This is a genomic window from Geopsychrobacter electrodiphilus DSM 16401 (assembly GCF_000384395.1).
Classification (GTDB): Bacteria; Desulfobacterota; Desulfuromonadia; order Desulfuromonadales; family Geopsychrobacteraceae; genus Geopsychrobacter; species Geopsychrobacter electrodiphilus.
The window spans coordinates 2,890,543-2,917,541 of the sequence record NZ_ARWE01000001.1 but is presented as its reverse complement, the minus strand read 5'-3'; the positions used below and the strand labels follow the sequence as shown (position 1 = coordinate 2,917,541).

Here is a 26,999-nt window from a genome sequence, read left to right as displayed (position 1 = left end):
TTTAAGAAAATATGTGCGCCTGCGGCCACACCCTGCGCCCTTAGGAATACTCTATAAGTGCGGTGTACCCACCTTGCTCGGCGGGTACGAGCGACAGATGGTTTGTCGTACAGGGGATGCGATCTTCCGGATGATGTGTCACATACAGAATCTGGGTGGTTCCGATTGTTCCAAGGTGATCGATAAGCTTCAAGACCATGGCCCGATTGACGTCATCAAGCCCCTGGCAGGGTTCATCCAGGATCAACAGCTGTGGTTGTTTGACCATGGCTCGGGCCAGCAGGACGAGCCGCTGTTCGCCATAAGACAGACTGCGAAAGGGATCATTGCGGCGGTTTTCCATGTGCAGGATCCTCAGCCATTCAAGGACGATATCCTGCTGTTGGGATGTGGGTTTTTGATAAACCCCGATCGAATCAAAAAAACCGGAGATTCCTACGGTTGTCACCGAGACCCTGAGTCCGTAGTTCTGCTGCAGGGTTGAGGAGACCAGGCCGATGCGCTTTTTGATCTCCCAGACGCTCTCCCCGCTCCCCTTTTTGCGCCCGAACAATCTGATGTCGTTGGCATAGGCCTGGGTATTATCCCCGCTGATCAGATTTAACAAGGTCGATTTCCCGGCCCCGTTCGGCCCCGAGATCTGCCAGTGTTCTCCAGGTTTTACCGTCCAGCTGAGCTTGTTAAGCACATATTTTTCCGCGTAGCGCACCTCAACATCGCGCATTTCGATCAGAGGAACATCGGCATCCAGGCGCGCGGGGAGCGTGGAACCATCAATCTTCGGCAAGCTGCGCGGAAGCGTGCTGTGAAAAGAGTGCAGACGCTGCAGGGCCGCGGATTGCATTAGCTCCTGTTTGGCGCCGGAGATAAATATGCTGCAGTCTTTCACGTAGGCGATGTGCGTTATCTCGGGCAGAATTTCGCTGAAGCGGTTCAGCAGCAGGACAACCTTGATCCCCTTAGCGATGATGTCCGAGATGAGCTCGTGCAGGATAGCTCTGGATTCCAAATCCAACCCATCAAAGGGCTCATCCAGCACCAGCAGTTGCGGTTTTTGGAGCAAAGCCTTGCAGATGACCACCTTGCGCATCTCCCCGGTGGACAAAAACCGGATGCCACGCTCGAGCAGGGGCAAAAATTTCATCTTCTTCGCCAACTCAAGCAGCGCAGAGTCGTCATCGACCTGCTTCCCCAGGATAAACTCGCGCACCGGGGTGCCATGATCGATGCGGTCGAGAAAGTCTGAATCATCGTTGTAACGTTCAAAATCAAGAATCTCAATGACCTGCTCGAAAGAGATAAATTCCGATCTTTGCGCAGTGATCGCAGTGCCGGAGTGGATCTTTAGCCGATTACAGAGCAGCTTCCCGACCGAGGATTTTCCGGAGCCATTCGCCCCGACAATCGCCCAGTGTTCATCAGGACCGAGGTTGAGCGTAATATCATTCAGGCTGAGGTTAGCGCTGATTCGCGCGGTTACGTTTTTAAAGATTATTTGTTGCCCCAATGAAATCACCTCACACGCAAAAAATGTAAATTGTTGTCAATCTAGGTCGAGCAAAATAGCCCGTCAAGACGTTCCTGAATACCGGCAAAGAGAACCCTCCCGCTCTCAGTTGGAGGTGGCCGATATGTCAGAGATTAAAGAGATCGTTCTTCAGCCAGGCCCCAAAAGGCCTGCACACTGGAGCGCTGCAGGTTGCGTTTCGTCGAACAGAGCCCAACTACATAGGGTTCCAGCCGGGGAGCATTTCCCAGGATCTGCACCTCATCGCGGAAGGGGCTGCGCTCCAGGACCAGCTGCGGCACAACGCCGACCCCGCAGCCGAGCCGGACCATAGGAATGATCGCCTCATTGCCGGAGACCTCAGAACTGATATTCGGGGTGATGCGGTTGCTCTTGAGCCACTTGTCGAGCCGCCGCCGCGACAGTCCCGCCTGGGGCAAAACCAGAGGCGCCCGCGCCAGGTCCAGCTTCCCCTCCACAGTCACAGCCATTGAATGTTCGTGTTGAAGCGGTGCAATAAAGACCAGCGGCGTCGTGGTGATCGGCAGAAATTCGATCTGTGAGCGATTCCTGTCAGGCAGGGCGGCTACGGCCAGGTCGATCTCGCCGGTCTGCACCTGGGCGACCGCCTGCTCAGCGGTGCCGGTGCGCAGGTCGAGTTGGACCTCAGGGTAGAGGTTGCGGTAAGATTCGAGCAGATCGGGGAGCAGACTGTAGACGGCGGTTATCGAGGCATAAATTGTGAGAGTTCCGGCGACCGCCTGTTCCGTTTTGAGCGCGGTCTGAAACTGTTGCCAGTCCTGCAGTGACTGCCGGGCGTAGATGCGGAATTGCTCCCCCGCCGTAGACAGGGTGACGGTCCGGTTGTCGCGCAGAAACAAGGGCTGTTCGACCTGTTCCTCCAGGCGTTGAATCGTTCTTGTCAGGGCCGACGCGCTCAGGTTGCAGGCCTGGCTGGCCCGGCCGAAATGGAGCAGATCAGCCAGCGTCAGAAATATTTCCAGTTCGCGGTTATCCAATCACTCATTCCTTTTTGTGTTGCGATAATTGCAATACTGTATACATAACAAATCAATTTACGCAACACTAGAGATTGCGTATAGTGAGAGGATTAAAAATCTTTTCCAGCCATTTAAAGTCCCTTATCACCATAAAATCAGGAGAAATCTCATGGCGCAAAATTATTTCAATTCGCTCCCCTTTGCTCAAAAAATTCAAGAACTCGGGACCTGTCGTTTCATGGATGCCGAAGAATTTTCAGGCGGCTGCGAGTATGCCAAAGGCAAAAAGATCGTCATCGTCGGTTGCGGTGCCCAGGGTCTGAATCAGGGGCTGAATATGCGCGACAGCGGTCTTGACGTCTCCTACACCCTGCGTGCCGAGGCGATCGCCGAAAAACGTCAGTCATACCTCAACGCCACCGAAAACGGCTTCACCGTCGGCAGCTACGAAGAGCTGTTGCCGACCGCCGACATCGTTATGAACCTGGCTCCCGACAAGCAGCACACCGACGTGGTTAAAACCGTTGTCCCCCTGATGAAGCAGGGCGCCACCTTCAGCTATGCCCACGGCTTTAACATAGTCGAAGAGGGCACCAAGATCCGTTCCGACCTGACCGTTATCATGGTCGCCCCCAAATGCCCGGGCACAGAAGTTCGCGCCGAGTACGTGCGCGGCTTCGGCGTACCGACCCTGATCGCTGTTCACGGCGAGAACAACCCCAATAACGACGGTCTGGAGATCGCCAAGGCGCTCTGTTCGGCCCAAGGCGGCGATCGCGCCGGCGTTCTCGAATCCTCCTTCGTCGCCGAGGTCAAATCCGACCTGATGGGCGAACAGACCATTCTCTGCGGCATGCTCCAGGCTGGTTCGCTGCTCTGTTTCGACAAGATGGTCGAAAACGGTATCGAGGCTCCCTATGCCGTCAAACTAATTCAATACGGCTGGGAGACCATCACCGAAGCGCTTAAGCAGGGTGGCATCACCAACATGATGGATCGTCTCGGCAATCCGGCCAAACTGGAAGCGTTCGAACTGGCTGAAGACCTGAAAGATATCATGCGCCCGCTGTTCGAAAAGCACATGGACGACATCCTCTCCGGCGAATTTTCCAAAACCATGATGGCCGACTGGGCCAACGACGACATTAACCTGTTGACCTGGCGTGAGCAGACCGGCCAGACCGTTTTCGAGAAGACCGAGGCCGCCGGTGAGATCTCTGAACAGGAATATTTCGACAAGGGGATTCTGATGATTGCCATGGTCAAGGCTGGCGTTGAACTGGCCTTCGAAACCATGGTGATGTCGGGCATCGAGCCGGAATCAGCTTACTACGAGTCCCTGCACGAGACCCCGCTGATCGCTAACACCATCGCCCGCAAGAAACTTTACGAAATGAACCGGATTATCTCCGATACCGCTGAGTACGGCTGCTACCTCTTTGCCCACGCTTGTGTGCCGCTGTTGAAGGATTTCATGTCCCACCTCGATACCGACGTTATTGGCAAAGGACTGGACGCCAAGGATAACTACATCGACAACCAGACTCTGGTCGAACTCAACGCCGAAATCCGCGAACACCTGATTGAAGAAGTCGGTCAGGAGCTGCGCGCCGCCATGAACGGCATGCAGGCGATCGCCTCTGCCTGAGCACTAGCAACATAGAGATTAATGGAAAAGATCCCGTCGCAAGATGGGGTCTTTTTTTGTGATGCAAGAGGATTGTTTCTTACGACGCTGGTTGAATTCGGCATGAGCCTGTGAAAGAATCCCTGCTAGTCCGATTTTCTTGCCAGTGTTCCTTTTTCCCATTGGTCCTTTCATGCCTGAATTGATCGCCGATATTGCTGTTTTTGCGCCTTTACGCCAGTTCTTTTCCTACCGGGTCAGCGCCGAACTCGCCCCGGTGATTCGGCCGGGGCAGGGGGTGCGGGTCCCGTTCGGGCGGCGACGGGTGGCGGGGCTGGTGGTCGCGCTGCGGCGTGGTAGTGGCGAGAAGCTGAAAGATGTTGCAGAGTTGCAGGCCGAAGAACCGCTGTTCGATCAACCTCTGCTGGAACTCTGTTGCTGGGCGGCCGATTACTATCGCTATCCGGTCGGGCTGGTTTTGCGTGCGGCCTTACCTGCGGCCCTGGGGTCTGAAGATTCGCGGGTCGGTATCCTCAAAGATTTTTTGTATCGCCCGGGCGCCGTGAGCGAGCGGCCACGTGGCGCAAAGCAGCAAGAGCTGCTGGAATTTGTGCGGACGGCAGGGGAGGCGACCCTCAGTCGCCTGCGGCTGGAATTCGCGGCACCCCATGCCGTGCTCGAACGGCTGGTGAGCCAGGAGTATCTGACCCGAACCGAAATTGAAAGATTGCGTGATCCCTTTCTGTCTGATCCGATCAAGGCCGATTCTCCGCTGGTTCTGACCACCGAACAGCAGATCGCGTTTGACCGCCTGCAACAGGCGGTAGAGGCCCAAAGCTTTTCCCCCTTCCTGCTGCAGGGGGTGACCGGCAGCGGCAAGACCGAGGTCTATCTGCAGACCATCGCCGAAGTCCTGAAACAGCACAAACAGGGGCTGGTCCTGGTGCCGGAAATCGCGCTGACCCCTCAACTGGTCGGCCGCTTTCGCGCGCGGTTCGAGGCGGCCGGGTACCGGATTGCGGTTTTGCATTCAGGGCTGTCGGATGGGGAACGTTTCGATTCCTGGCGGCAGATTGCGCGGGATGATATCGATATTGTCATTGGCGCGCGCTCGGCGATCTTCGCCCCTCTGCAGCGCCTGGGGCTGATTATTGTCGATGAGGAACACGAGAGCAGCTACAAACAGGGGGAGGGCTTCCGCTACAATGCGCGTGACCTCGCCCTGTTGCGTGGTCAAAAAGTCGCCTGCCCGGTGCTGCTTGGCAGCGCGACCCCTTCTCTCGGTTCGGCCTTTCGCTGCGCCAGCGGGCAGATGGAGAAGCTCGAGCTCTCCCGGCGCGCACACGCCGGTGAATTGCCACAGGTCGAACTGGTAAACCTGGCCGGACAGGCGCCAGAACAGTTGCTCTCGGAGCGGTTGCAGCTGGAGATTACCGCGGCTCTTGAGGCGAAAAAGCAGGTGATGCTGCTCCTCAATCGGCGCGGATTCTCCCCCTTTCTGCTCTGTGCCGATTGTGGCCAGACCTTCCGCTGTCCCAACTGTGAAATTACCCTGACCTATCATCAAAAAGTCCGTCAGTTGCGCTGCCACTACTGTGATTACGCTGTCGAACCGCCCGAACAATGCCCGCGTTGCGAAGGGCATCAGCTTGAACCGGAGGGGTTCGGTACCGAACGCCTCGAAGAGGAGATCGCGCAGCTCTTTCCTGCCGCCCGCATTGCCCGCATGGACCGCGACACCACCGGCCGCAAGGGCGCCCATCAGAAGCTGGTGCGGCAGATGATGGCGGCCGAGATCGATATCCTGGTCGGAACCCAGATGATCGCCAAGGGGCACGATTTTCCCGGGGTCTCGCTGGTCGGGGTTTTGGCCAGCGATGCGGTCCTGAATCTGCCCGATTTCCGTGCGGCGGAGCGTGCCTTTTCGCTCTTGACCCAGGTTGCGGGGCGCGCCGGGCGCACCGGCGGCGGGCGGGTGCTGATTCAGACCTACAGCCCTGATCATTATGCGCTGCAGTGCGCCGCCACCCAGGATTATGCCAGCTTCTATGCGCAGGAGATCCTCTTCCGCCAAGAGCTGGGCTATCCGCCGGCCGGACATCTGGCCAACCTGGTCTTTTCCGGCATCGGCGAAGGGCGGGTGCTGAAGGTCGCCGAAGATTTTGCCGCGCACCTGCTGGCGACCGGAAGCTCAGTCGAAATCCTCGGCCCCAGTCCCTGCCCGCTCTTCCGCCTGCGCGGCAAGAACCGCGTGCAGATTCTGCTCAAGTCCGCCAAACGTCAAGCCCTCAAATATCTGCTCGATTATGCTGACCAGTGGAAGGTTCCGGCCGGGGTCAGTTTAATGGTCGATGTTGATCCACTGGACATGTTTTGATGATGGCGTTGGCCAAATTTGAATCTTTCGCTCTGCAGTTGTTTTTCAGGGCGCTGTCTTATTGATATATGCCTGCGCCTCGCAAAAAAAAATGACAAGCTTTGGATAGCGAAAATTTGGATTAGACAGCTTATCTGTCCTTGATGGTGGAAGGGCTGGCTTCTGACCGGGCGTATTGGCTATACTGAGCGCGCATCTTTAATCTGGAGACCTGATGAAACTGCTCCGTTTGTGTCTTTTTTTATTGTTCCTGGCCGGTTGCGCCAGGGTACCCGTGCCCCCACCTATCGCAGCCCCCTTGCGCACTGCCGGTTTTGCTGATCTTCCCCTGTGGCAGGAGGGGACTCCAGCGGCCGCTCTGGAGACCTTCCTGAATAGCTGCAATGTCATCGCTAAGCGTGAGCAATGGGCTCAGGTCTGTAATGAAGCCCTGATGATTCCGGCGGCGGATGAGCAGGCGGCGCGACACTTCTTTGAAGATTTTTTCACCCCCTGGCAACTGATCAATGAAGATGGCAGTGACAGCGGGACGATCACCGGTTATTACGTCCCTGAACTCGAAGGGAGCCGTACGCCAGACGATCATTTCAAATATCCGCTATATCGGCAACCGGACGATCTGCTGACGGTTGACCTGGCTGACGTCTATCCCGAACTTGCGGGGTATCGACTGCGGGGGCGGGTCGAAGGGCATCGCGTCGTCCCTTACTTTGATCGTGGTCAGATCGATGGGGCTAACAACCCCCTGGCAGGGAATGAACTCTTCTGGGTCGCCGATCCGGTTGAGCTCTTTTTTCTGCACATTCAGGGGAGCGGACGTATTCTGCTGCCGGATGGCGAGAAAGTGATGCTCAATTACGCCGATCAAAACGGGCGCCCCTACCGTTCCATCGGCAAGCTGCTGCTCGAGCGGGGCGCGATGACTCGCGATCAGATGTCGATGCAGAATATCCGCAGCTGGGTGGCGCAAAACCCGGAGGCCGGGCGCAAGCTGTTGGATGAAAATCCCAGCTATGTCTTTTTTCGGGAGCTGCCCGAAGGGGTCGAGTCGCCGCCGGGCGCCCTGGGAGTCCCCCTCACCGCCGAACGGAGTCTCGCCGTCGATCGTCGCTCCATCCCTCTCGGAGCGCCGGTGTTCCTGGCAACTCAACGCCCGGACAGTGACGAACCTTTGAATCGGCTGATGGTGGCGCAGGATACCGGGGGAGCGATCAAGGGCCGTGTGCGGGCTGATTTCTTCTGGGGAATGGGTGCCGACGCCGGAGAACTGGCCGGTCGGATGAAGAGCCAGGGGCAGCTCTGGGTGTTGCTTCCTAAAACTTATAAAATGGATGATTCTCAGGTTCTTTCCAAACGCTGAACCTGCATCAAGCGAGGTGGGACATGTCGAAAAAAATAACATTTTTTATCTGCTTGCTCCTGATGTTATTACAAACGGCCGCATTTGCCGCTCATCGAATCGACATGGGGGAGCCTTTTCCTGAAATCGCCCTGCCGCAGCCATTGAGCATGGAAGCGCGATCATATCTTGGTTTGGTTCCAGGCAAGACCTTCACCCTCAGTCAGGTGTCCGGGGAAATTGTGCTGGTGGAAATCCTCAACGTCCTCTGTCCGCACTGCCAAAAGCAGACCCTCCCTTATGGCAAACTGTTTTCGTTGATCCAGAACGATCCTAAAACGCGTGGCCGGATCAAGATGCTCGGTATCGCCGTCGGCAACAACGCCGAGCAGATTGAAGATTTTGTGGATATCTACGCGGTCGATTTTCCGATAGTTTCCGACCTGAGTTTCAAGATGCACGCTGCTGTCGGCGGCGGGCCGACCCCTTTTTCGATCTACGTGCGCAAGGATAGCGGGAAGCAGGGGTACGTCGCCGGGTCGCATCTGGGTGAAGACAAGGAGATTGCGGACCTGTTTTCCTATCTCAAAGAAACTCTTGCATTGCCGGTAACGGAGTTTTCCAGCCTGCCGATTGATAACGAAGGTGGGGAGACAACCGTTGAGGCCTTTCTCCCTCCCGACCTCATGGCCGCAAGGATTCGTAAGAGCTTCTCTGCCTTTGGCGCGCTGAGCGAATTTAAAGAGTTGACCTTGCCCAGCAAGCGCCGGGTGTATCGCGGCATTGTCGCGGGGCGCCCGCTGTTTGCCGAGGTGCTGGCGCGTTCGGCCATCTGTGACGTTTGCCACAATGTCCATTTTTATTATCTGTTCGATGTACAGGGGAAGGTGATCGCCTTCGAACCCCTGCATCTGACCCGTTACGGCAACATCGAGTGGAACTCGGAGGAGCGTAGTAAAATGCGTCAGCTCTTGATAGGCGGTTCTCTTAAAAAGCACTGGAATTTTGATCCGCAGGTTGATGCCATCTCGCGCGCGACCATGACCTCGGCGATTATCTTCAACAGTCTTGATCAGGGACGAGCGCTGCTTAAAGAACTTGAAGCTACTGGATATTTGAAGGTGAGTACCAAATGAAATCACACTCTTTGCTGGTCGGTTACCTGTTGTGGATCTTCGGCTTCATTGGAGCCCACCGGTTTTATTACGGGCGCCCGGTGAGCGGAACCATCTATTTTTTCACCCTGGGGTTTTTCTTTATCGGCTGGCTGGTTGATCTGTTGCTGATTCCTGGGATGCAGGCAAAGGCCGATGAGGTCTTTGTCCAGGGGGGGCTTAACTATGATCTGGCCTGGATACTCCTCACCTTTCTCGGGCTGTTCGGGGTACATCGTTTTTACCAAAAAAAGTGGTTGACAGGGCTGGTGTATCTGCTGACCGGGGGCGTCTTCCTGCTCGGCATCATCTACGATTACTGGACCCTCAATGATCAGCTGTCCGAGTTGAACAGAGAGGGTGTTGGCTGGTGAATTGACGGCGGGTTCTGTTGTGTTCCCATTGAATCGCCATAGTTTATGGCAAAACTTCACATGAAAGTTTGGACGTTGAATGAAAATATGGATTGACGGAGATGCTTGTCCGCGGGTCATCAAAGAGGTGCTTTACCGCGCTGCAGATAAACGTCAGATGGAACTGGTGCTGGTTGCGAACAAGCCGATTGCGGTGCCCAGGTCCTGCTACATCCGCACTGTGCAGGTTGGAGCCGGGGCTGATGTTGCAGATGCGGAGATCGTTCGCTTGCTTGATGCCGGAGATCTGGTGGTGACAGCGGATATCCCGCTGGCTTCCCTGGTGATCGAAAAGGGCGGGACTGCGCTCGATCCTCGAGGTGAAATTTATACCCCGGAAAATATCGGGGCGCGGCTTTCCATGCGGAATTTCATGGAAGAGTTGCGCAATAACGGGGTTGAAACCGGCGGGCCGGCCAGTTTCAGCAGTGCGGATCGCCAATCCTTCGCCAATCAGCTCGATCGGATACTGACCCGTGCCCTGAGCGCTTAACACCGCTGCAAGACGCGCGACGTTAAATCTCCTGGGCTGGCACTTTTAGGGCCCCCGCCAGCCAGCGCCCAAGGTTTTTTGCCAGGATCAAATTGTTGCCGCTGAGAAAACGGTTCTGAAACAGGGCATCATCCCCAAAAACCAGCAGTTCCCCCTGACCGATCCTCGATGTCACAACCACACCGAATGCCTGAACGGCATCACCCGGAGTCAGGCGTTTGTCGCCTGACAGATCGACCCAGGAACGATTGCTGCTGAACGCCAAGGTCTTTCCTGCTGGCGAAAGCGTGCGAAGCGGCCAACATCCGTAGAGCGCGAAATCTTTGATTCCCCGGGTTAAGGGGTGAGGTGCAAGCCGGCTGGTCCTGAAATTGAGCGGCTCGTGATCAATTGCCTGTTCTTCTTCGCGAATCACGCCGTTAGCGACGTCGACTCCCAAATTCCTGAGCAAGGTCTTGAGAGGTGGCCCAATGTGAATCATTACCGCCAGGCGTCCGCCGCGTTTGATGAAACGGATTATTTCGGCAATTTCAGCGGGGGAGAAGGGTCTGAACGCTCCGGATATGACCAGCGCGTCGGTTTTGTCGAGCAGTCCCGCTGTCAGGGGGTGGGCCGTACTGGAGACTTCAAATCCTTCGCCGATGAAGGTCCGTGCCAGTCGCGACAGATGAAGACCAGTCTCCTGTTCAATAACGAAGACCTGCCCATGACCCTGGTCAAAGAGTACGCGGGGCTGATTGGCGAATGCGGGAGTGCATAGAAACAGGACCATCAATATATAAAAAAGTTCTCGCATCCTAACCTCAGAAATAGATGATCAAAGATGTCAACTATGTTCAGCGGGATCCCTGCTTATGTCAAGTCCTCTGGTCCGTTAACGGTTGCTGAAATGGCCCAGGAGTTTATTGAGAATATTGCCACGGGGAAGAAATGCGATCGGAGGGGTTTTGCGGACGCCGAGCAGCGTTAATTCGCGAATGATTTGCGGATGGGGGTCCAGAGCGATTCCGGCGCGAAAGGCTTGAATCGCGGCACTGCGGTCGTTCTCGAGCAGCAGTATCCGCCCGAGATTCAGGTAATGGAAAAGATTCTGCGGATCGGTATTGATCAATTCTTCACAGGTGCGGTGTCCTGCCTTGACCTGCCCGCGTTCGCGGGCCATGCAGTAAGCGAGACACGAACTCAGGGTTGGGGAACTGTCGATTCTGGAGGCACGTTCGAACAGCGCCAGGGCTTTTTGGGTTTCTCCGTTGCCGAGAGCGGTAATCCCCGATTCGACCAGCTGGTTAAATTCACTCTGCATCAGACGGCCTTGGGTGCGGGTTGACTTGCAGTCATAGTTTAGCCTGTTTTGAGGCAATTTTCGATCTTTTGTAACACTGCTTCCGGGCTAAGGCCATCAATATCAATATTGACGTCCGCATAATCGGCGTAGATTGGCGTACGTTCGGCATACAGGTCCGCAAAACTTTGCCCCGCCGGCTTAAGGATGCCACGTTCCCCTGTGTCGGCGATTCTCTGAATCAGCAACGGGAGGGAGATATTTAAATACACCAGGCGACCCAGCTCTTTCAGCCGGGCCATTCCCGGGGCAGAATAAATAACCGAACCGCCGGTGGCAATAAGGGTATCCGTATAATCGAGTGAAATTAACATCGCCTCTTCCGCGGCGCGAAAGCGATGCAAACCCTGCAGGTTGATTAGCTGTTGCAGGCGCAGACCTGTCTGACGCTGCAGGACCAGATCAGTATCGATAAAATCAAGGGCGAGCTGTTTGGCTAACAGGACTCCGACGGTACTTTTCCCGGCGCCCGGCATGCCGATCAGAATCAGGTTGTTTCTCATGAGTGCTCCTCTTCCTGAGATGGGTTCTGGCCGGTGGCCAGGCCCAGGAAAAACCAGCCCGCAATAAACATGATGGCAATCGATGAAATCCCGACCCGAGTCGCAACCGTTTCCGCCAGCCCCGCCTTATGCGCAAGTAAGCCGGTGATGGCGATCAAGGCCGGCCCGATAATCGCTGCAAATTTACCCACCATATTATAAAACCCAAAAAATTCGGCACTTTTATCTTCGGGGATCATATTGGCGAAAGTGGCTCGCGAAAGGGCTTGTATCCCACCCTGGACCAGGCCAATGCTGATTGCCATCAGATAAAATTCCAGTTCTGTGCGCATGAAAGCAGCGGATATCGTCACCCCCAGGTAGACAATAATCGCGATGCGGATGGCGCGAATCGGGCCGATCCGTTTGGCGAGCCAGCCGAAGAAGAGAGCCGCCGGAAAGCCGACAAATTGGGTGATCAGCAAGGCTGTAATCAAAGCACTGGAATGAAAGCCGAGGGAGAGCCCGTAATCAACAGCCATCTTGATGATGGTATTTACGCCGTCGATATAAAACCAGTAGGCGATCAGAAACAGCAGGATCGAGCGGTAGGCACGAATCTCCCTAAAAGTACCCGCGAGTTGTTTGAAAGCCGCTGAGAACAGGCGCAGGTTGAGGGGGGCAGAGGTCCGAGATCTAATGCCGGCGAACTGGATCGGCAAGCCGAAGACGCACCACCAGATTCCCACGGATAAAAATGATATGCGGATAGCTTGTGCCGGTCCGTCTAAGCCGAAAAAACCGGGACGCAGGGTCATGGCGACATTCAGAGCAAAGAGCAGACCACCGCCTAAATATCCGGCCGAATAGGCGAAGGCCGAAACCATGTTGCGTTGTTCGGGTGCGGCGACGTCCACCAGCAGTGAGTCATAAAACAGATTGGAACCGATAAAGCAGATGGTCCCTGCAATATAGATGATGACTGCAAGCTGCCAGTCTCCCTGTCCGACAAAAAAAAGACTCGCCGAGAAGAGTGCCCCGATCAGGGTGAAAAAGAGCAGAAAATGTTTTTTATGGATACCGCGGTCAGAGATCGCTCCGAGGATCGGAGCGAGGAGGGCAAGAAACAGACCTGCGGCCGCATTCCCGAACCCAAGGCGGGCAGTGCTGAGGGTCACGTCACTCCCAGCGCTCCAGAATTGTTTAAAAAAAACCGGAAAGAAACCCGCCATTATGGTTGTGGCGAACGCTGAATTTCCCCAATCATACAGCGCGTAGGAAATCGTTTTTCGGTTGCAAAGAGTGGGCAATTTCATCTGAGTTTCTTCTTTTGTTCACCCCAAGAAAAAAGGCCAGGTGAAAGCACCTGGCCTTTTTTGTGTAGCTGTCTGGCGGTCTGCTCAGGCTTTTTGAATGTTCGCAGCCTGAGGACCTTTGCCGCCTTCAACGACGTCAAAGGTGACGCGCTCGCCTTCGGCGAGGGACTTGAATCCTTCGCTCTGAATAGCGGAAAAATGGGCAAAGACGTCGGGGCCCCCATCTTGTTCAATAAAACCGAAGCCTTTGGAATCGTTAAACCATTTTACTGTACCTTCTGCCATTTTACTGCTCCTTTTGTGTCCCTGTTTCTGTCGGAACCGGTGCCGTGCAGGGGGGCTGGAGATTAAACAAAACCACTTTGACGAACAGAGTCGAAGTAGTTTCAAACCATCAGACAACCTGTGTGTTTACGTATCCAACACCTGCACGGAGTTCTAAAGTTAATTCTCTTTATCATGGCATTCTTGACAAAAGCAAGTGTTTTTGTTTGGTTTCTGCCGAGTATTTAAAATTTTTGACAAGGTGTATAAGTGCTTAAATATCAGGGGAGTTGATTGTCCTTCTGCTTGTATTGTTTAAACTCTGTGCATACAGAGAGTCGGGAGATTGAAGTGACGGTGGCCGCGCTGGATATTGAAAATTTGACTCTTGCATTCTCAGGCCATCAACTCTTCACCGGGCTGAGCTTTAAGCTTTGGGCAGGAGAGCGACTTGTCCTGCGCGGACCCTCGGGGTGCGGCAAGTCGAGCCTGCTCAGGTGTCTCCTTGGCTATATCCAGCCAACCACGGGTCAGATACGGGTTTTTGGACAGAATCTGAATCACCACTCGGTCTGGGCTCTGCGCACCCGCATGGCTTATGTCGCCCAGGAACCCGAGCTGGCAGAAGGACGGGTGCGCGATCTGCTGGCGCGACCTTTTAGCTTTCGGGTCAATCGGCATCTGCAAAAAAATCTTGAGCTGCTCCCCTCCTTATTCGACCAGCTCCTGTTGCCACATGATCTCCTGGAGCGGGAGGCCCAACAGCTTTCGGGCGGCGAAAAACAGCGAATTGCAATGGTGTCGGCGCTGCTCCTTCAACGTGAAATTCTGTTGCTGGATGAAGCTTCCTCGGCACTTGATCCGGCCGCCAGCCAGGCGATGGTTGAACTCATGGTCGCGCGCCGAGATTTGACAATTCTTGCCGTTTCGCATGAGCGTGAGTGGGCCGGGTTTTCCGCCGCAACGCTTGAGCTGCGATCGACAGCCCCGGAGACCGTATGACGACACTGGATATCAGCACGGCACATCTGGCGATCAGTTATCTGCTCCTGATCATCCCCTTGGGTGTAATCCTCTGGCTACGGATCCCCCTCTTCGGTGAAGCCTTGCTGGCGGTGATACGGATGACCCTGCAACTGCTGTTCGTCGGCTTTTATCTGCAGTTTGTGTTTACCTTGAACAGCCTTTGGGTGACGGCGGCCTGGGTGCTGATCATGGTTCTGGTTGCGGATGTCTCGATTGCCCAGGGCTGCCATCTGCATCTCAAGCGTCTGGCCGGGGGGCTTTTTGTGGCGTTGTTGGTCGGCACTCTGGTGCCGTTGTTGTTTTTCGTTTTTTTCATCCTCCAGCGCGAGGCGGCGCTGCAGGCCCAGTATCTGGTCCCGATCTGCGGCATGATTCTGGGAAATTGCCTGCGCGCCGATATTATCGGCCTGCAGAGCTTTTACACAGGACTGCGTAAAAAAGAGAAGCTCTATCAGCTCGAACTTTCTCAGGGGGCGAGTCAGAGCGAAGCCCTGTTCCCCTTTATGCGTGAGGCCTGCCGCGCGGCTCTGGCTCCAACCATCGCGACCATTTCGACTATCGGTCTGGTTGCCCTGCCTGGCATGATGACTGGTGTGATTCTGGGCGGCGGAAATCCGATGACCGCCATCAAGTATCAGATCGCGATTATGCTTGCCATTTTCAGTGGCACGGCGTTGGCCGTGGTGCTGGCGATCCGTCTGACGATCGGGCGTAACTTCAACGCATTCGGGATGCTCGATCGGGGTCTGTTTAAATCCTGAGTTGCTTTGTCAGGGTTTTCGGAGATGCCAGCGTCAGGTGAAACGCGGGACATTGACATGGCCACTCTCTTCGATAAACTGTAATCAAATTGAGCCGTTGCCAAACTAAAGGAGCTTGCCATGGTCAAAACTGTCAGAGATGTTCTGCGTAGCAAGGGGGGGATCATGTATAGCGTTGAGGCCGATGCCACTGTGCTGAGCGCCCTCGCGCTGATGGCACAGGAAGATGTCGGGGCGCTCATGGTGATGGATTCCGGAAGTTTGGTCGGGATGCTCTCTGAGCGTGATTACGCGCGCAAGGTCGTACTGCACGGGCTTTCTTCGCCGATGACCAAGGTGCGCGCGATCATGACGCGAGATATTTATTACACCCGTCCTGAACAGACAGTTGAGGAATGTATGGCGCTGGTGACCGAAAAGCGTTGTCGTCATCTGCCGGTTATGGAGGCTGACAAGCTGGTCGGCTTGATTTCAATCGGCGATCTGGTCAAGGCTTCAATCGCCGAAAAAGAGTTTATTATCGGTCAGCTGGAAAACTACATCAAAGGTGGTTGAATTCATTCCGCCGGGTGAAGACAGGCTGTCCTCACCCGGCGGTGGTGGTTAGACAACGAAGGAACAACAGTAGTCGGTAATGGTTTTGACCTTCAGCTCAAACTTGGATTGCGCAGGTACTTCGAACGATCCCCCGCTTGTCACTGTTATCCAGTTGTCATCATCCGGTAGCAGGACCTCAAGGTCTCCCGACAGGATCTCCATAACTTCTTTACTGTCGGTGTTGAAGAGATACTCTCCCGGCAGCATAATGCCGAGGGTCTTGATGGAGCTATCATCGAAAACAAGGGTGCGGCTGGTGACCTTGCCGTTGAAATAAATGTTTGCTTTTTTGATGACATTAACCTGCTTGAATTTCTTCATGGAGGACCTCTTACTTCGTGGTAAAGGGCAGATAATGGCCCAGGTTGAAGTTTGCTGAAACAGCTTCTGGTTTATCTGCCTGATTGCGGACGACAAACATCTTCGGGTTGATTGCCCCGGGCACCACACTTGTCGCAGGTTACGGTCGGTGTGTTGTTGCGCGCCCTGAGTTCTTCAGCTTGACCCAGCTTTTTCAATTTGCACAGATGCTTGGGGTGCATCTTCGGGGTTGGGCAGTGATCATCGCTCATGCGCAGCCTCCTTTGCTATAATTTTCACTATAGCCGATGGCGCCTCATCCTGGTCAAGCCGAGACAGAAGATCGGCCTGTCGATTGACAAAAACAGGCCTGCTGACGGAAACTGCTGCTCCCCCTAAATTGTACGAAAGAAGAGCTGTCTTGAGTGATTACCCGAACAATATCCCCCTCGGCAAAGCGACTGCCTATATCTCGCAATATGATCCCGCTTTGCTCTGTCCCTTTCCGCGACAGGTCAAGCGCGATGAAATCGGCGTAGAGGGCAGCCTCCCTTTTTCCGGTGGTGATTTGTGGAACGGCTATGAACTCTCCTGGCTGAACCTCAAGGGGATGCCGCAGGTTGCCATGGCGCGGTTTTTCTTCGCTTGTGAATCCCCTTTTTTAATTGAATCGAAGTCGTTCAAGCTGTACCTCAATTCCTTTAATCAGACCTCTATCGATAGTTGGGATAAGGTACAACGGACCCTGACGACAGATCTTTCCGCCGTCAGCGGCGCACCGGTCCGGGTAGAGTTGTTGAGACTGAGCACCGCCGGGAGCCAGCTTGATTCCCTGCCCGGAGATTGTCTGGATGACCTAGATCTGCACATCGATAACTATCAGCTGCAACCCGCAGGGCTGAAGGCTGATGCCGACAATCAGGTCAGCGAAATTCTGCACAGTCACCTGCTCAAGAGTAATTGTCTGGTGACCAATCAACCCGACTGGGGTTCAATTCTTATTGAATATTCCGGGGCCAGGATCGACCGCGAGGCTCTGCTGCGGTATCTGATCTCCTTTCGTCAGCACAACGAATTTCATGAACAGTGTGTCGAGCGGATCTTTGTTGACCTTCAACGGACCTGTCGACCACGGGAGCTCAGCGTGCAAGCCTGGTATACGCGGCGTGGCGGTCTGGATATCAACCCCTTTCGCACCAACTGTTGTCACGAACCACGTATCCTGCGCCTGGTGCGACAGTAAGCTTAGTTGTTGGCTGGACAGCTTGTCACCATGGTAATTGATCCATATTTGGCGATACCCTCCCCGATCAACAGATCGCGGGCAAAGTTTTAAGCAATCAGAGACGAGATTTCAAGATGGAAACGCCGAAGACGCACTTTGATGTCATTGTTATTGGCAGCGGCCCTGGAGGTGAAGGGGCTTCGATCAAGCTCGCCAAGTCCGGCAAGTCGGTTGCCATAGTCGAAAGAGACTCCTTTGTCGGGGGGGGCTGCACGCATTCGGGGACGATCCCGAGCAAAACGATTATTCATCTGGTGCAGCAGTACGCCGAACAGAAGAGCAGCCGCCTGTTTAATCGCAGCCAGCAGGCCAAGGTCACCGCTGCTGAACTGTTGACGACCGTGGCCGAAGTTGTGGGGCAGCAGGTTCGCGATCGAGAAGGGTTTTACCTACGCAACGACGTCAAGGTTATCGATGGGACGGCCCGCTTTGTCGATACCCATACCATTGAGATCAGCGATACCTCCGCCAATCCTAACCGGTTCACCGCCGACTATTTCGTGCTGGCGACCGGTTCGCACCCCTATCGGCCGGACGACATTGACTTTGACCATCCCCGGGTGGTTGATAGCGACACGATCCTGCAGTTGAAAGAACTCCCTACTACGATGACGGTTTACGGCGCCGGGGTGATCGGCTGCGAGTACGCTTCAGCGTTTAAAGATCTCGGGGTGAGGGTCAATCTGGTTAATACGCGGGAGCGCCTGCTTGAATTCCTCGATGAAGAGATCAGTAATGCCCTCAGCTATCACATGCGTGATGAGCAGGGGATCCTGATCCGTCAGAATGAGGAGTATGAACGGGTTGAGGTGACTGACGGTGGTGTGGTGCTGCACCTGAAGACCGGCAAGGTCATCAAATCAGACTTGCTGCTCTGGGCCAACGGCCGCAGTGGGAATTCCACCGGGATGGGGCTTGAGGCGTTGGGGATTCAGGTAGATCATCGCGGCAACATCGCGGTGAATGCCGCCTATCAGACGGTCCAGCCCCATATTTATGCGGTTGGGGATATTGTCGGTTTCCCCAACCTGGCGAGTGCCGCCTACGATCAAGGACGCTTCGCCGGGACACACATTGTTGACGGGTACTGTGACGACCGATTGGTCAGCAATATTCCGACCGGCATCTATACCACTCCCGAAATCAGCTGTCTGGGCGAAACCGAACGCCAGCTGACCGAGAAGTGCGTCCCTTACGAAGTGGGGCATGCCTTTTTCCGCAACCTGGCTCGCGGTCAGATCACCGGGCACAAGGCGGGCATGCTCAAATTACTCTTTCATCGCGAGACGCTCGAACTCCTCGGCATCCACTGTTTCGGTCATAACGCGGCTGAAATTCTCCACATCGGTCAGGCGATCATGGCCCAGCCTGTACCGCACAACAACGTCAAGTATTTCATTAACACCACCTTCAACTACCCAACCATGGCCGAGGCCTATCGGGTCGCGGCGCTCAATGGTTATAACCGGCTGTAACTTTGAGGGGGCTGCAAAAGTTTGATCCGCTGTTCATAAACAAAATATTCTCCCTCACGGATATGCCTGATTTCCGTCAACCAACGCTGCTTGCCGAACAGAGGAATCTGGACGGCGTCGCCATAAAGTCCCTCAGCGTTTCAACCTCGGCATTAAGGATAATGTCTCGTTCAAAAAAATGCCTGCCGACTCTCTCTGCTTTATCATTCAAAATCGCCTATTCAGGTACTACTTATTACATTCCCAGGAGCTGGCATCAGCTGGAGGAACGGTTTTCTGTTAGCATTGTTGAGTGACCTTGTTTATTCAGGAGAAAACCATATGACAGCAGAAACCATCCGCCTTGGAATAAGTTCCTGCCTGCTCGGTGAAAAAGTTCGCTTCGACGGCAGCCACCAGCTTGATCGCTTTCTGACCGAAACCCTCGGTCGCTATGTTGACTATGTCCCGGTCTGCCCCGAAGTCGAAGTCGGCCTTCCGACTCCGCGTGAAACCCTGCGTCTGGTCGGCACCCCGGACGAGCAACGTCTGGTGTTTTCAAAAAGTGGTGAAGATATCACCGAGCGGATGACCTCCTGGGCAGAGCAACGGGTCAGGCTGCTGGAAAAAGAGGATCTCGCTGGCTTCGTCTTCAAGTCGAAGTCACCGAGCAGCGGTATGGAGCGGGTTCGTCTATACGACCGTAACGGCGTGCCGAACAAGACCGGCGTCGGTCTGTTCGCCAGAGTCTTCATGGCACACTTCCCCCTCCTTCCGGTCGAGGAAGATGGGCGGTTGCATGATCCCCTTTTGCGGGAGAATTTCATCGAAGCGATTTTTGTTCTGAAGCGCTGGCGCGCATCGCTGGCGCAGGGGAGATCGGCGAAACTGCTGATCGATTTCCATACCCGACACAAATATCTGCTTATGGCTCACAGCGTCGAGAGCTACCGACAGATGGGTAAGCTGATCGCCGAAGCCGGCAATCTGGATGTCGATATCCTTTATCGGGACTATCTGCAACAGTTGCTGAAGGCCTTGCATGTGAAAACCAGTGTGGCCAAACATGCCAACGTCCTGCAACATATTCTCGGTTACTTCAAAAAACAGCTCAGTGCGGATGAAAAGCAGGAGGTCATCACCCTGATTGAAAATTACCGCACCCAGCTGATACCGTTGATCGTACCGCTGACCCTGCTGAATCATTTCGTGCGCAAATACGATCAGCCATACCTTGGGCAGCAGGTCTATCTTAACCCTCATCCGGTTGAGTTAAAACTGCGCAACCATGTCTGAGATACCAGGCTTGCGCATCCGGCAGTTAAATGATCTGCCGTCCAATGTCACTGGCGACTACATCCTCTACTGGATGACCGCATTTCGCCGGCCGTTTTATAATTTCGCCCTGCAGCGGGCAGTCGAGCAGGCCAGGCAGCGGCAGAAACCGCTGCTGATTTTAGAAGCCCTGCGTTGCGACTATCCTTACGCCAGTGATCGCCTGCACCGTTTTATTCTGAACGGCATGGCCGATAATGCCGCCCATTTCGGCACAACTGCCGCCCACTACTACCCCTTTGTCGAAACCGGGCAGGGTGCGGGGAAGGGTTTGCTGGAGGCGCTGGCTGGCGCGGCATGCCTGATCGTCGCGGACGACCATCCCGGTTTCTTCTATCCGCACATGCTACAGTCTGCGGCAGACAAGGTCAGGGTAAGGCTGGAGGCAGTCGACAGCAACGGCCTGTTGCCGTTGGGTGCGGTCGACAGGGATTTTCCCACGGCCCACGCATTTCGCCGCATGCTCCAGAAACAGCTACCCGGTCATTTATTCGAATTCCCGCAGCGCGATGCCCTTGACGGCGTCAGCCTGCCCCGACTTGAGTCGCTGCCGCATGCGGTCAGGCAACACTGGTCGCCAGCAGCGGTCGAATTGCTGGCGGCCGCTCCCGAGGTTCTGTCCCGACTGCCCATCGATCACCAGGTTGCACCCGTCGATGAACTCGGTGGCTGGCGGGAAGCCGATTTTTACCTGCAGCGTTTCCTTGAAGAACGCTTGCCGCACTATCTTCAACGCAGCGAACCGGAAAAAACGGTCAGCAGCGAACTCTCTCCCTATCTCCATTTTGGTCAGATCTCCAGCCATCAGATATTCACTCAACTGGTCGCGCAGGAGCGCTGGTCGGTCGGCAAACTCGGGCCGGAAATCAAGGGTAAACGCAGCGGCTGGTGGGGAATGAGTGAAGCGGCGGAGGGCTTTCTGGATGAACTGCTTACCTGGCGGGAGGTCGGTTTCAACGCGGCCCGGTACCGCCCGGACTACGATCAGTATCATTCTCTCCCCGATTGGGCGCGCAGGTCGCTCGCCAGACACCGCGACGATCCACGCCCCAATCTGTACAGTTTGGAACAGCTCGAACAGGCGAAAACCCAGGATCCCCTCTGGAACGCAGCGCAGAATCAGCTGCTGCGCGAAGGAAGGATGCAGAATTATTTACGCATGCTCTGGGGGAAAAAAATCCTCGAATGGAGCCGCGATGCCGAGGCTGCCTTGCAGACCATGTTAACCCTCAATGATAAGTACGCCCTTGACGGCCGCGATCCCAATTCGGTGAGTGGCATCTTCTGGTGCCTTGGCCGCTACGACCGGGCCTGGGGGCCGGAGCGGCCAATATACGGTAAAATACGTTATATGACTTCGGAGAATACGGCGCGTAAGTTTTCGGTCAAAAATTACCTGCAGCGCTATCTTGCCTAGGAACCTGTCGGTCTATCCATAAGCCGGCTGCAAAACCGATTGTTTGGACCAGATTTCGGCTGCTTTTTGTTGCATAGCTATGGTCCTCACCTCCGACTGGAGATCATTAATGGAAGTCAGCACAAAACCGATATTTGTTGCTGGGGCAACAGGATACATTGGTGGTCGCCTTCTCCCTCGGCTGCTGGATTCCGGCTACCAGGTTCGTGCTTTGGTCCGGGCGCCGGAAAAGCTGAGAGATCGTCCCTGGGCACAGCATCCGAATTTAAGCATCATCAAGGGTGATGTCCTTGATTCCGACGCCTTAATTCAAGCCATCGCCGGCTGCCGGGCGGCCTATTACCTGGTTCACTCGATGAGTCCGGAGGTGAAAGATTTTTCGGTGACCGATCGCACCGCAGCCCGGAATATGGTCGTTGCGGCAGAAGCGGCAAACCTGGAACAGATCATTTATCTTAGCGGGCTTGGTGAAGAGCAGAGTGAGCTGAGTCACCACCTGCAGTCACGCACCGAAGTCGGCAATATTCTCCGCCAGGGAGCTGTCCCTGTCACAATTCTACGCGCGGCCATGATCATCGGTTCCGGTAGCGCCTCATTTGAAATCCTCCGCTATCTGGTTGACCGGCTGCCGGTGATGATCACGCCCCGCTGGGTGAGTACCCCCTGTCAACCTATCGGGGTCCGCAATGTTCTTCATTATCTGCTCGGTTGTCTTGAGCATAAGGATGTGGTTGGCGGAACCTTCGATATCGGCCAGCCAGAAGTGATCGACTATCGGCAATTGATGGAAGTTTATGCCGAGGAAGCCGGATTGCCGAGGCGCTGGATTATTCCGGTTCCGGTTCTCACTCCGCGCCTCAGTTCCTACTGGATCCACCTGGTTACCCCGGTACCGGCGTCAATTGCCCGGCCACTGGCGGAAGGTTTAAGTAATCCGGTGGTTTGCCGGGAGAACCGAATCGCCGAGCTTTTGCCGCAAGAACTTTTCGATACCCGCAAGGCGATCCGCCTTGCACTCGATCGTATTAAACAGCATACGGTGGAGACCTCCTGGACCGATTCGGGGGAAATTCACCCGGCGGAATGGAGTAACCCCGGCGACCCGGCCTGGGCCGGCGGCAGTCTTTTCAGTGATGCCCGAAGAATTGTTCTTAATGGCCAGCCGGAAGACATCTGGCCAGCCGTCAGTTCCATCGGCGGGGAAGTCGGCTACTACTATGCAAACTGGTTATGGGAAATTCGCGGTTTTATTGATCGTATCTGCGGCGGGGTTGGACTCTGCCGGGGACGACGAAGCGCCTCTGAACTTTTTCCGGGAGATGTCATCGATTTCTGGCGTGTGGTAGCAGTTGAAAAATGCACGCACCTGATGCTCTCCGCAGAAATGAAATTACCGGGGGAAGCAGTTCTTTCCTTCAGACTGAATCGACTTGCAGACGGACAGACTGAGTTGCAGCAGATTGCCCGGTTTCTGCCGCGCGGCCTGTTCGGTCTCCTTTACTGGTATGCCGTCATGCCATTTCATCATTATGTTTTTAATGGGATGTTGCGCGGGATAGCAGAGGCTGCTGGGCAAACGATTAGCAGTGGCCCGGAAAAAATTGATAAAAATATCCTCCTTTAGGATAAATGCCTAGCTGCCTGCAGAAGTAATGGTCTGTCTCGGGCTCCAGCGAGTTAGCTGCTTTGGTTTTGAACAGCTCCTGTTGGTAACCCGGTACTTTGATGTTGATAATTCAGGCCGAGGCCAGCAGCTTTTCCCTTCGTAGCTATTCGCCTAAAAATTAATCAACCATTCAATGCTAATCCCCTGCCCGGGGCGGACCATTTGGGGCTCGGAAAACAAACCACGATAAACAATGATCCAGCATCAAGATGAGAGGGAAGGGCTCGCTGAGCAGGGTTTCTGACCGTCTCGGCCCAACCTGATTACAACTGTCAGGACCGCCTCACCGGTTGCGCTGACTCCCTCCCTTGTTTCACCTGGAGACTTAAAGCACCCTGTTCGACAGTAAATCTGTTTCATCTCTTTATTGATAACTATCACTTTATTGGTTATAATTCCGCAAATCTAATATTTTATCTGCTTTAAATTTTGTAAAATCAAATTTCCGGATTTCACGGTGTTGTTCTTTTGAGCGGATAGGATAGTATTTTTTGTGATATTTAAACCGACTTTCAGCCTTCCTGTATGGATACTAATTCCAACGTTTTCACTTAAAAAGGGGTCATCACATGTCCGTTAAATCATTTAATCCTCCTGTCCGCACCCTGATGGGACCGGGTCCCTCTGATGTTCATCCCCGTATCCTGGAGGCGCTTTCGCGTCCGACCATTGGACACCTCGATCCTGAATTTATCCGCCTGATGGATGAATTGAAGGAATTATTGCAGTACGCCTTTCAGACCAAAAACGCATTGACCATGCCGGTTTCTGCGCCCGGTTCCGCCGGGATGGAGACCTGTTTCGTTAATCTGGTCGAGCCGGGGGACAAGGTCATCGTCTGTCAGAACGGCGTCTTCGGCGGGCGAATGAAGGAGAATGTCGAACGTTGCGGTGGCGTCGCAGTGCTGGTGGAGGATACCTGGGGCGAAGCGATTGATATCGGCAAACTCGAGGAAGCGCTGAAGGCGCATCCCGATGCGAAAATTATCGCCATGGTCCAGGCCGAAACATCGACCGGGGCCCAGTCGGATGTCGCCGCGCTGGTCACGCTGGCGCATGCGCATGACTGCCTGACCATCGTTGACGCCGTGACCTCGCTGGGCGGCACCCCGCTCAAGGTGGATGAGTGGGGGATCGACGCTATCTACTCCGGTTCACAGAAATGTCTCTCCTGCACGCCGGGTTTGTCGCCGGTGAGCTTCAACGAGCGTGCGCAGGAGAAGATCCTCACTCGCAAAACCAGGGTGCAAAGCTGGTTTCTGGACCTGACCCTGGTCATGGGCTATTGGGGCAGCGGAACCCGGCGCGCCTATCATCATACCGCCCCGATCAACGCCCTCTATTCCCTGCATGAGTCGTTGCTGATGCTGCAGGAAGAGGGGTTGGAAAACGCCTGGGCGCGACATCACAAGAACCATCTGGCGCTCAGGGCGGGACTGGAGGCCATGGGGCTGAAGTTTATCGTCAAAGAGGGGGAACGCCTCCCGCAGTTGAACGCCGTGACTATTCCCGCCGGGGTTGATGAGGCAGTGGTGCGCGGTCGTCTGTTGGGTGAATACAACCTGGAGATCGGTGCCGGTCTCGGTGCCCTGGCCGGCAAGGTCTGGCGCATCGGCCTGATGGGGCACTCCAGCCGGGCGGAGAATATCTTGCTGTGTATCGGCGCACTCGAAGCGGTGTTGAGCGACATGGGCGCCGATATTACATCAGGGGTCGCGTTGTCTGCCATGCAGAAGGCTCTGGGTTAATTTTGTAGCTCTTCGGGGGGCAATCTAAAATAAAATTAAACATAATTTTAGGAATGTATTGACTTAGAGACCTTCAACGGATTAAATGACCAAAATAGTCATATATCAAAGCCACCACATACAGCCTACGGTGAACCGACGTTCATCGTAGCAGGGGGAGGACCCGATGAGGACCACAGCAAAGACCAACGGCGACCCGCAGCTGCAGATCCGGGACAATCTGGCGGCAGACTATGCCGACATCTACACACCGGAAGCACTTGTCGCCCTGACCTTCATGTCGCAGTTCAACGCTGAACAGAAGCGTCTGATGATGGAGCGCACCAAGCGCCGTACCGCACGCATCAAGGAGCGCAAAGCTATCGGTTTTCTTGCCCCTGATGCTGTCATTCAGGGGACCGGTATTCGGGTCCAGGATGCGCGGGATGGCAAGTTTGTTGGCGCCGTTATCCCCCATGACCTGCAACGGCAGTGGATTCAGGGAACGGGTCCGGCCGCCAAGCCGAACTCCCCGGTCAAGGCGAACCTGAGGAATGTCGCCTATGCCCTGCTCTCGGGTGCCGACGGCTGGATGTTTGACGGTGAGGATGCCCTGGGTCAGATCACCACCATGTCCCTTGACAACCAGCGCAGCCTCAAGCTGGCCATCGCCCGTGATCCTCTCTTTTATGAAGTAGCCGAACAGGTCGCCGTTGAAATGAACGCCTGGGCGCGTGAGTTCTTCGGCCGCGAGATCATCGCCGACTGGCGAAGTCAACTCGACTTCACGACCAAAATCTTCCGTGCGCGCGGACTGCACCTGGACGACCGGCATATCCGCGTGGATGGCCAGTCGCTCTCCGCCTCCGCCGTCGACATGTGCCTCTATGTGGTCAATAACTATAAGAATCTGCTCAAGGACGGTTCCTCCATCGTTCTCTACCTGCCCAAAATTCAGACCGCCGAAGAGGCCGGTTTCTGGAGCCGGATGCTGACCGCCCTCGAAGGGCATCTGAGTCTGGCTGAAGGTACGATCAAGGTCTACGTGCTGGTCGAACAGCTGGAGCAGACATTCCAGCTGATGGAGATTCGCGCGGCTCTGGGTCTGCATTTCGTCGGTTTCAACACCGGTCGCTGGGACTACATCAACAGCGTCTCCGACGCCACCAGCTGGGACATGGACTTTGTCAATCCCAACATCGAATCGATCGTCATGACTTACGGCTACATGCGCAACTACGAAGATCGCGTGCGCCGCGCGGTGAACACTCCGGACGCCAAAGGCAACTTTGCCCTCTGGCAGGGGGGGATGGAGCCGAATATTCCGGTCGGTTCAAAAGAAGGCGTCGCGAGCAGCATGAAAAAGGCCAAGGCCGGCGCCGAACGCGAGCAGCGTGAGGGGGCCAGTGGCAAGTGGATTGCGCACTGGAAGATGGCGCATATCATCCGCCCGGTCTGGGAAGTGGTCGGTGAGGCGAACCAGCTCGGGCGCAATTTTGCGCCGCTCGGCTACACGGCTGAGGATGCCGCTGGCCTGACCCTGCTGGAACCTGCGCCACGCACCGTACGCGGCGCACGCAACCTTTTGAGTGTGGCGCTGCAGTATGGCAACGCCTTCGGTCAGGGGATGCAGGCGGCGGCGCTTAAACCGGCCGACTTTTTCGGCAACGATGACATCCTCTATCTGATGGAAGATATGGCGACCGGCGAGATACGCCTGAGCATTCTGTGGGAATGGATCCACAAAGGCGCCGCGCTGACTGAAGATGATACCGAAAGCGGACTCAAAGCCGGTGACGTTTTCAACCTTGAGATTTTCAACCGTCTGCTCGAAGAGGAATACGCCAAGCTCCTCGCGGCGAATAACCGTGACGTCTACGATGCCTCCAAGATCACGACCCTGCCGATTGCGCGCGCCATTGTTGAAGCTTATGTCCTCGATCCGGTCAAAGCGCCCTGGTATATCGATCTGCTGAATATCAATCTCAACAATGAGGATCTCGGGGTTGCCCGGCAGCGGATCGCTCAGTATCTGGACGCCTACAAAAATACGGGCGTGCGCATCACCGAAAATCTTGACACCATATCGGCTGCGTGCCGTTAGGAAAGAGGAGGG

25 protein-coding genes are annotated in these 26,999 nt (G+C 55.1%); 16 read left to right on the top strand and 9 right to left on the bottom strand.

Translation table 11 applies throughout. The annotated features are described in order from the left end of the window. Positions 1–40: 40 nt before the first annotated feature. Both modF and ilvY read right to left on the bottom strand, forming a co-directional pair. On the bottom strand, positions 41–1,516 hold the full coding sequence (gene modF / locus D888_RS0113860) for a molybdate ABC transporter ATP-binding protein ModF (RefSeq protein ID WP_425402575.1): 1,476 nt from the start codon (positions 1,514–1,516) through the stop codon (positions 41–43). 125 nt (positions 1,517–1,641) lie between these two features. Beyond that, positions 1,642–2,526 carry an HTH-type transcriptional activator IlvY gene (ilvY, locus tag D888_RS0113855; protein WP_020677163.1) on the bottom strand — a complete coding sequence of 295 codons (885 nt, stop codon included), beginning with the start codon at positions 2,524–2,526 and terminating at the stop codon, positions 1,642–1,644. A 151-nt stretch (positions 2,527–2,677) separates the two neighbouring features. Here ilvY and ilvC point away from each other — a divergent pair, with 151 nt between their 5' ends. From ilvC to D888_RS0113825, 6 genes are all read left to right on the top strand, one after another. Continuing rightward, positions 2,678–4,156 carry a ketol-acid reductoisomerase gene (ilvC, locus tag D888_RS0113850; protein ID WP_020677162.1) on the top strand — a complete coding sequence of 493 codons (1,479 nt, stop codon included), beginning with the start codon at positions 2,678–2,680 and terminating at the stop codon, positions 4,154–4,156. Positions 4,157–4,328: 172 nt separating this feature from the next. Continuing rightward, positions 4,329–6,512, top strand: a complete 2,184-nt coding sequence (priA, locus tag D888_RS0113845) for a replication restart helicase PriA (protein ID WP_026362399.1) — start codon at positions 4,329–4,331, stop codon at positions 6,510–6,512. A 214-nt stretch (positions 6,513–6,726) separates the two neighbouring features. Continuing rightward, positions 6,727–7,872, top strand: coding sequence for a murein transglycosylase A (gene mltA / locus D888_RS0113840; protein WP_020677160.1), 1,146 nt, complete (start codon positions 6,727–6,729; stop codon positions 7,870–7,872). Positions 7,873–7,895: 23 nt separating this feature from the next. Continuing rightward, the gene (locus D888_RS0113835; RefSeq protein ID WP_020677159.1) at positions 7,896–8,987 is read left to right on the top strand and encodes a TlpA family protein disulfide reductase; all 1,092 of its coding nucleotides are present in this window, start codon (positions 7,896–7,898) and stop codon (positions 8,985–8,987) included. Beyond that, complete coding sequence (locus D888_RS0113830; protein WP_020677158.1) at positions 8,984–9,379, top strand: TM2 domain-containing protein; 396 nt, start codon at positions 8,984–8,986, stop codon at positions 9,377–9,379. The genes D888_RS0113835 and D888_RS0113830 overlap by 4 nt, the downstream gene beginning before the upstream one ends. Positions 9,380–9,458: 79 nt before the next feature. Next, on the top strand, positions 9,459–9,911 hold the full coding sequence (locus tag D888_RS0113825) for a YaiI/YqxD family protein (RefSeq protein ID WP_020677157.1): 453 nt from the start codon (positions 9,459–9,461) through the stop codon (positions 9,909–9,911). Positions 9,912–9,933: 22 nt separating this feature from the next. On the opposite strand, the gene D888_RS0113820 is transcribed toward D888_RS0113825, so the two are convergent. From D888_RS0113820 to D888_RS0113800, 5 genes are all read right to left on the bottom strand, one after another. Further along, entirely contained in the window at positions 9,934–10,707 is a 774-nt protein-coding gene (locus D888_RS0113820) for a DUF4350 domain-containing protein (RefSeq protein ID WP_026362398.1), read from the bottom strand. Positions 10,708–10,785: 78 nt separating this feature from the next. Further along, on the bottom strand, positions 10,786–11,214 hold the full coding sequence (locus D888_RS0113815; protein ID WP_020677155.1) for a hypothetical protein: 429 nt from the start codon (positions 11,212–11,214) through the stop codon (positions 10,786–10,788). A gap of 38 nt (positions 11,215–11,252) precedes the next feature. Next, on the bottom strand, positions 11,253–11,756 hold the full coding sequence (locus D888_RS0113810) for a shikimate kinase (protein WP_020677154.1): 504 nt from the start codon (positions 11,754–11,756) through the stop codon (positions 11,253–11,255). Next, a complete protein-coding gene (locus D888_RS0113805; protein WP_020677153.1) occupies positions 11,753–13,051 on the bottom strand; it encodes an MFS transporter in 1,299 nt (432 codons plus the stop codon). The genes D888_RS0113810 and D888_RS0113805 overlap by 4 nt, the downstream gene beginning before the upstream one ends. Before the next feature lie 84 nt (positions 13,052–13,135). Next, on the bottom strand, positions 13,136–13,336 hold the full coding sequence (locus D888_RS0113800; protein WP_020677152.1) for a cold-shock protein: 201 nt from the start codon (positions 13,334–13,336) through the stop codon (positions 13,136–13,138). Between the two features lie 303 nt (positions 13,337–13,639). On the opposite strand from D888_RS0113800, the gene D888_RS21725 reads away from it, so the two are divergent. The 3 genes from D888_RS21725 (at position 13,640) to D888_RS0113785 (ending at position 15,657) form a co-directional block, all read left to right on the top strand. Next, on the top strand, positions 13,640–14,317 hold the full coding sequence (locus D888_RS21725; protein WP_169513289.1) for an ABC transporter ATP-binding protein: 678 nt from the start codon (positions 13,640–13,642) through the stop codon (positions 14,315–14,317). Then, positions 14,314–15,102, top strand: coding sequence for an ABC transporter permease (locus tag D888_RS0113790; protein WP_020677150.1), 789 nt, complete (start codon positions 14,314–14,316; stop codon positions 15,100–15,102). Before D888_RS21725 ends, D888_RS0113790 begins: the two co-directional genes overlap by 4 nt. Positions 15,103–15,222: 120 nt before the next feature. Further along, positions 15,223–15,657 (top strand): CBS domain-containing protein, encoded by a 435-nt coding sequence (locus D888_RS0113785; protein ID WP_020677149.1) that lies wholly within the window; start codon positions 15,223–15,225, stop codon positions 15,655–15,657. 48 nt (positions 15,658–15,705) lie between these two features. On the opposite strand, the gene ppnP is transcribed toward D888_RS0113785, so the two are convergent. Continuing rightward, positions 15,706–16,020 (bottom strand): pyrimidine/purine nucleoside phosphorylase, encoded by a 315-nt coding sequence (ppnP, locus tag D888_RS0113780; protein WP_020677148.1) that lies wholly within the window; start codon positions 16,018–16,020, stop codon positions 15,706–15,708. A gap of 71 nt (positions 16,021–16,091) precedes the next feature. Further along, a complete protein-coding gene (locus D888_RS0113775; RefSeq protein ID WP_020677147.1) occupies positions 16,092–16,271 on the bottom strand; it encodes a hypothetical protein in 180 nt (59 codons plus the stop codon). Positions 16,272–16,420: 149 nt separating this feature from the next. Here D888_RS0113775 and queF point away from each other — a divergent pair, with 149 nt between their 5' ends. The 7 genes from queF (at position 16,421) to D888_RS0113740 (ending at position 26,987) form a co-directional block, all read left to right on the top strand. Beyond that, positions 16,421–17,242 (top strand): NADPH-dependent 7-cyano-7-deazaguanine reductase QueF, encoded by an 822-nt coding sequence (queF, locus tag D888_RS0113770; RefSeq protein WP_020677146.1) that lies wholly within the window; start codon positions 16,421–16,423, stop codon positions 17,240–17,242. A 116-nt stretch (positions 17,243–17,358) separates the two neighbouring features. Further along, the gene (gene sthA, locus D888_RS0113765; protein WP_020677145.1) at positions 17,359–18,759 is read left to right on the top strand and encodes a Si-specific NAD(P)(+) transhydrogenase; all 1,401 of its coding nucleotides are present in this window, start codon (positions 17,359–17,361) and stop codon (positions 18,757–18,759) included. Positions 18,760–19,080: 321 nt separating this feature from the next. Continuing rightward, positions 19,081–20,034 (top strand): YbgA family protein, encoded by a 954-nt coding sequence (locus D888_RS0113760; RefSeq protein ID WP_020677144.1) that lies wholly within the window; start codon positions 19,081–19,083, stop codon positions 20,032–20,034. Further along, the gene (locus D888_RS0113755; RefSeq protein WP_020677143.1) at positions 20,027–21,490 is read left to right on the top strand and encodes a cryptochrome/DNA photolyase family protein; all 1,464 of its coding nucleotides are present in this window, start codon (positions 20,027–20,029) and stop codon (positions 21,488–21,490) included. The genes D888_RS0113760 and D888_RS0113755 overlap by 8 nt, the downstream gene beginning before the upstream one ends. A gap of 109 nt (positions 21,491–21,599) precedes the next feature. Further along, positions 21,600–23,114: an SDR family oxidoreductase gene (locus D888_RS0113750; protein ID WP_020677142.1), complete on the top strand. Its 1,515-nt coding sequence runs from the start codon at positions 21,600–21,602 to the stop codon at positions 23,112–23,114. A gap of 611 nt (positions 23,115–23,725) precedes the next feature. Then, positions 23,726–24,904, top strand: coding sequence for a pyridoxal-phosphate-dependent aminotransferase family protein (locus tag D888_RS0113745; RefSeq protein WP_020677141.1), 1,179 nt, complete (start codon positions 23,726–23,728; stop codon positions 24,902–24,904). A 166-nt stretch (positions 24,905–25,070) separates the two neighbouring features. Then, positions 25,071–26,987: an aldolase/citrate lyase/malate synthase family protein gene (locus tag D888_RS0113740; RefSeq protein ID WP_020677140.1), complete on the top strand. Its 1,917-nt coding sequence runs from the start codon at positions 25,071–25,073 to the stop codon at positions 26,985–26,987. Positions 26,988–26,999: the final 12 nt, after the last annotated feature.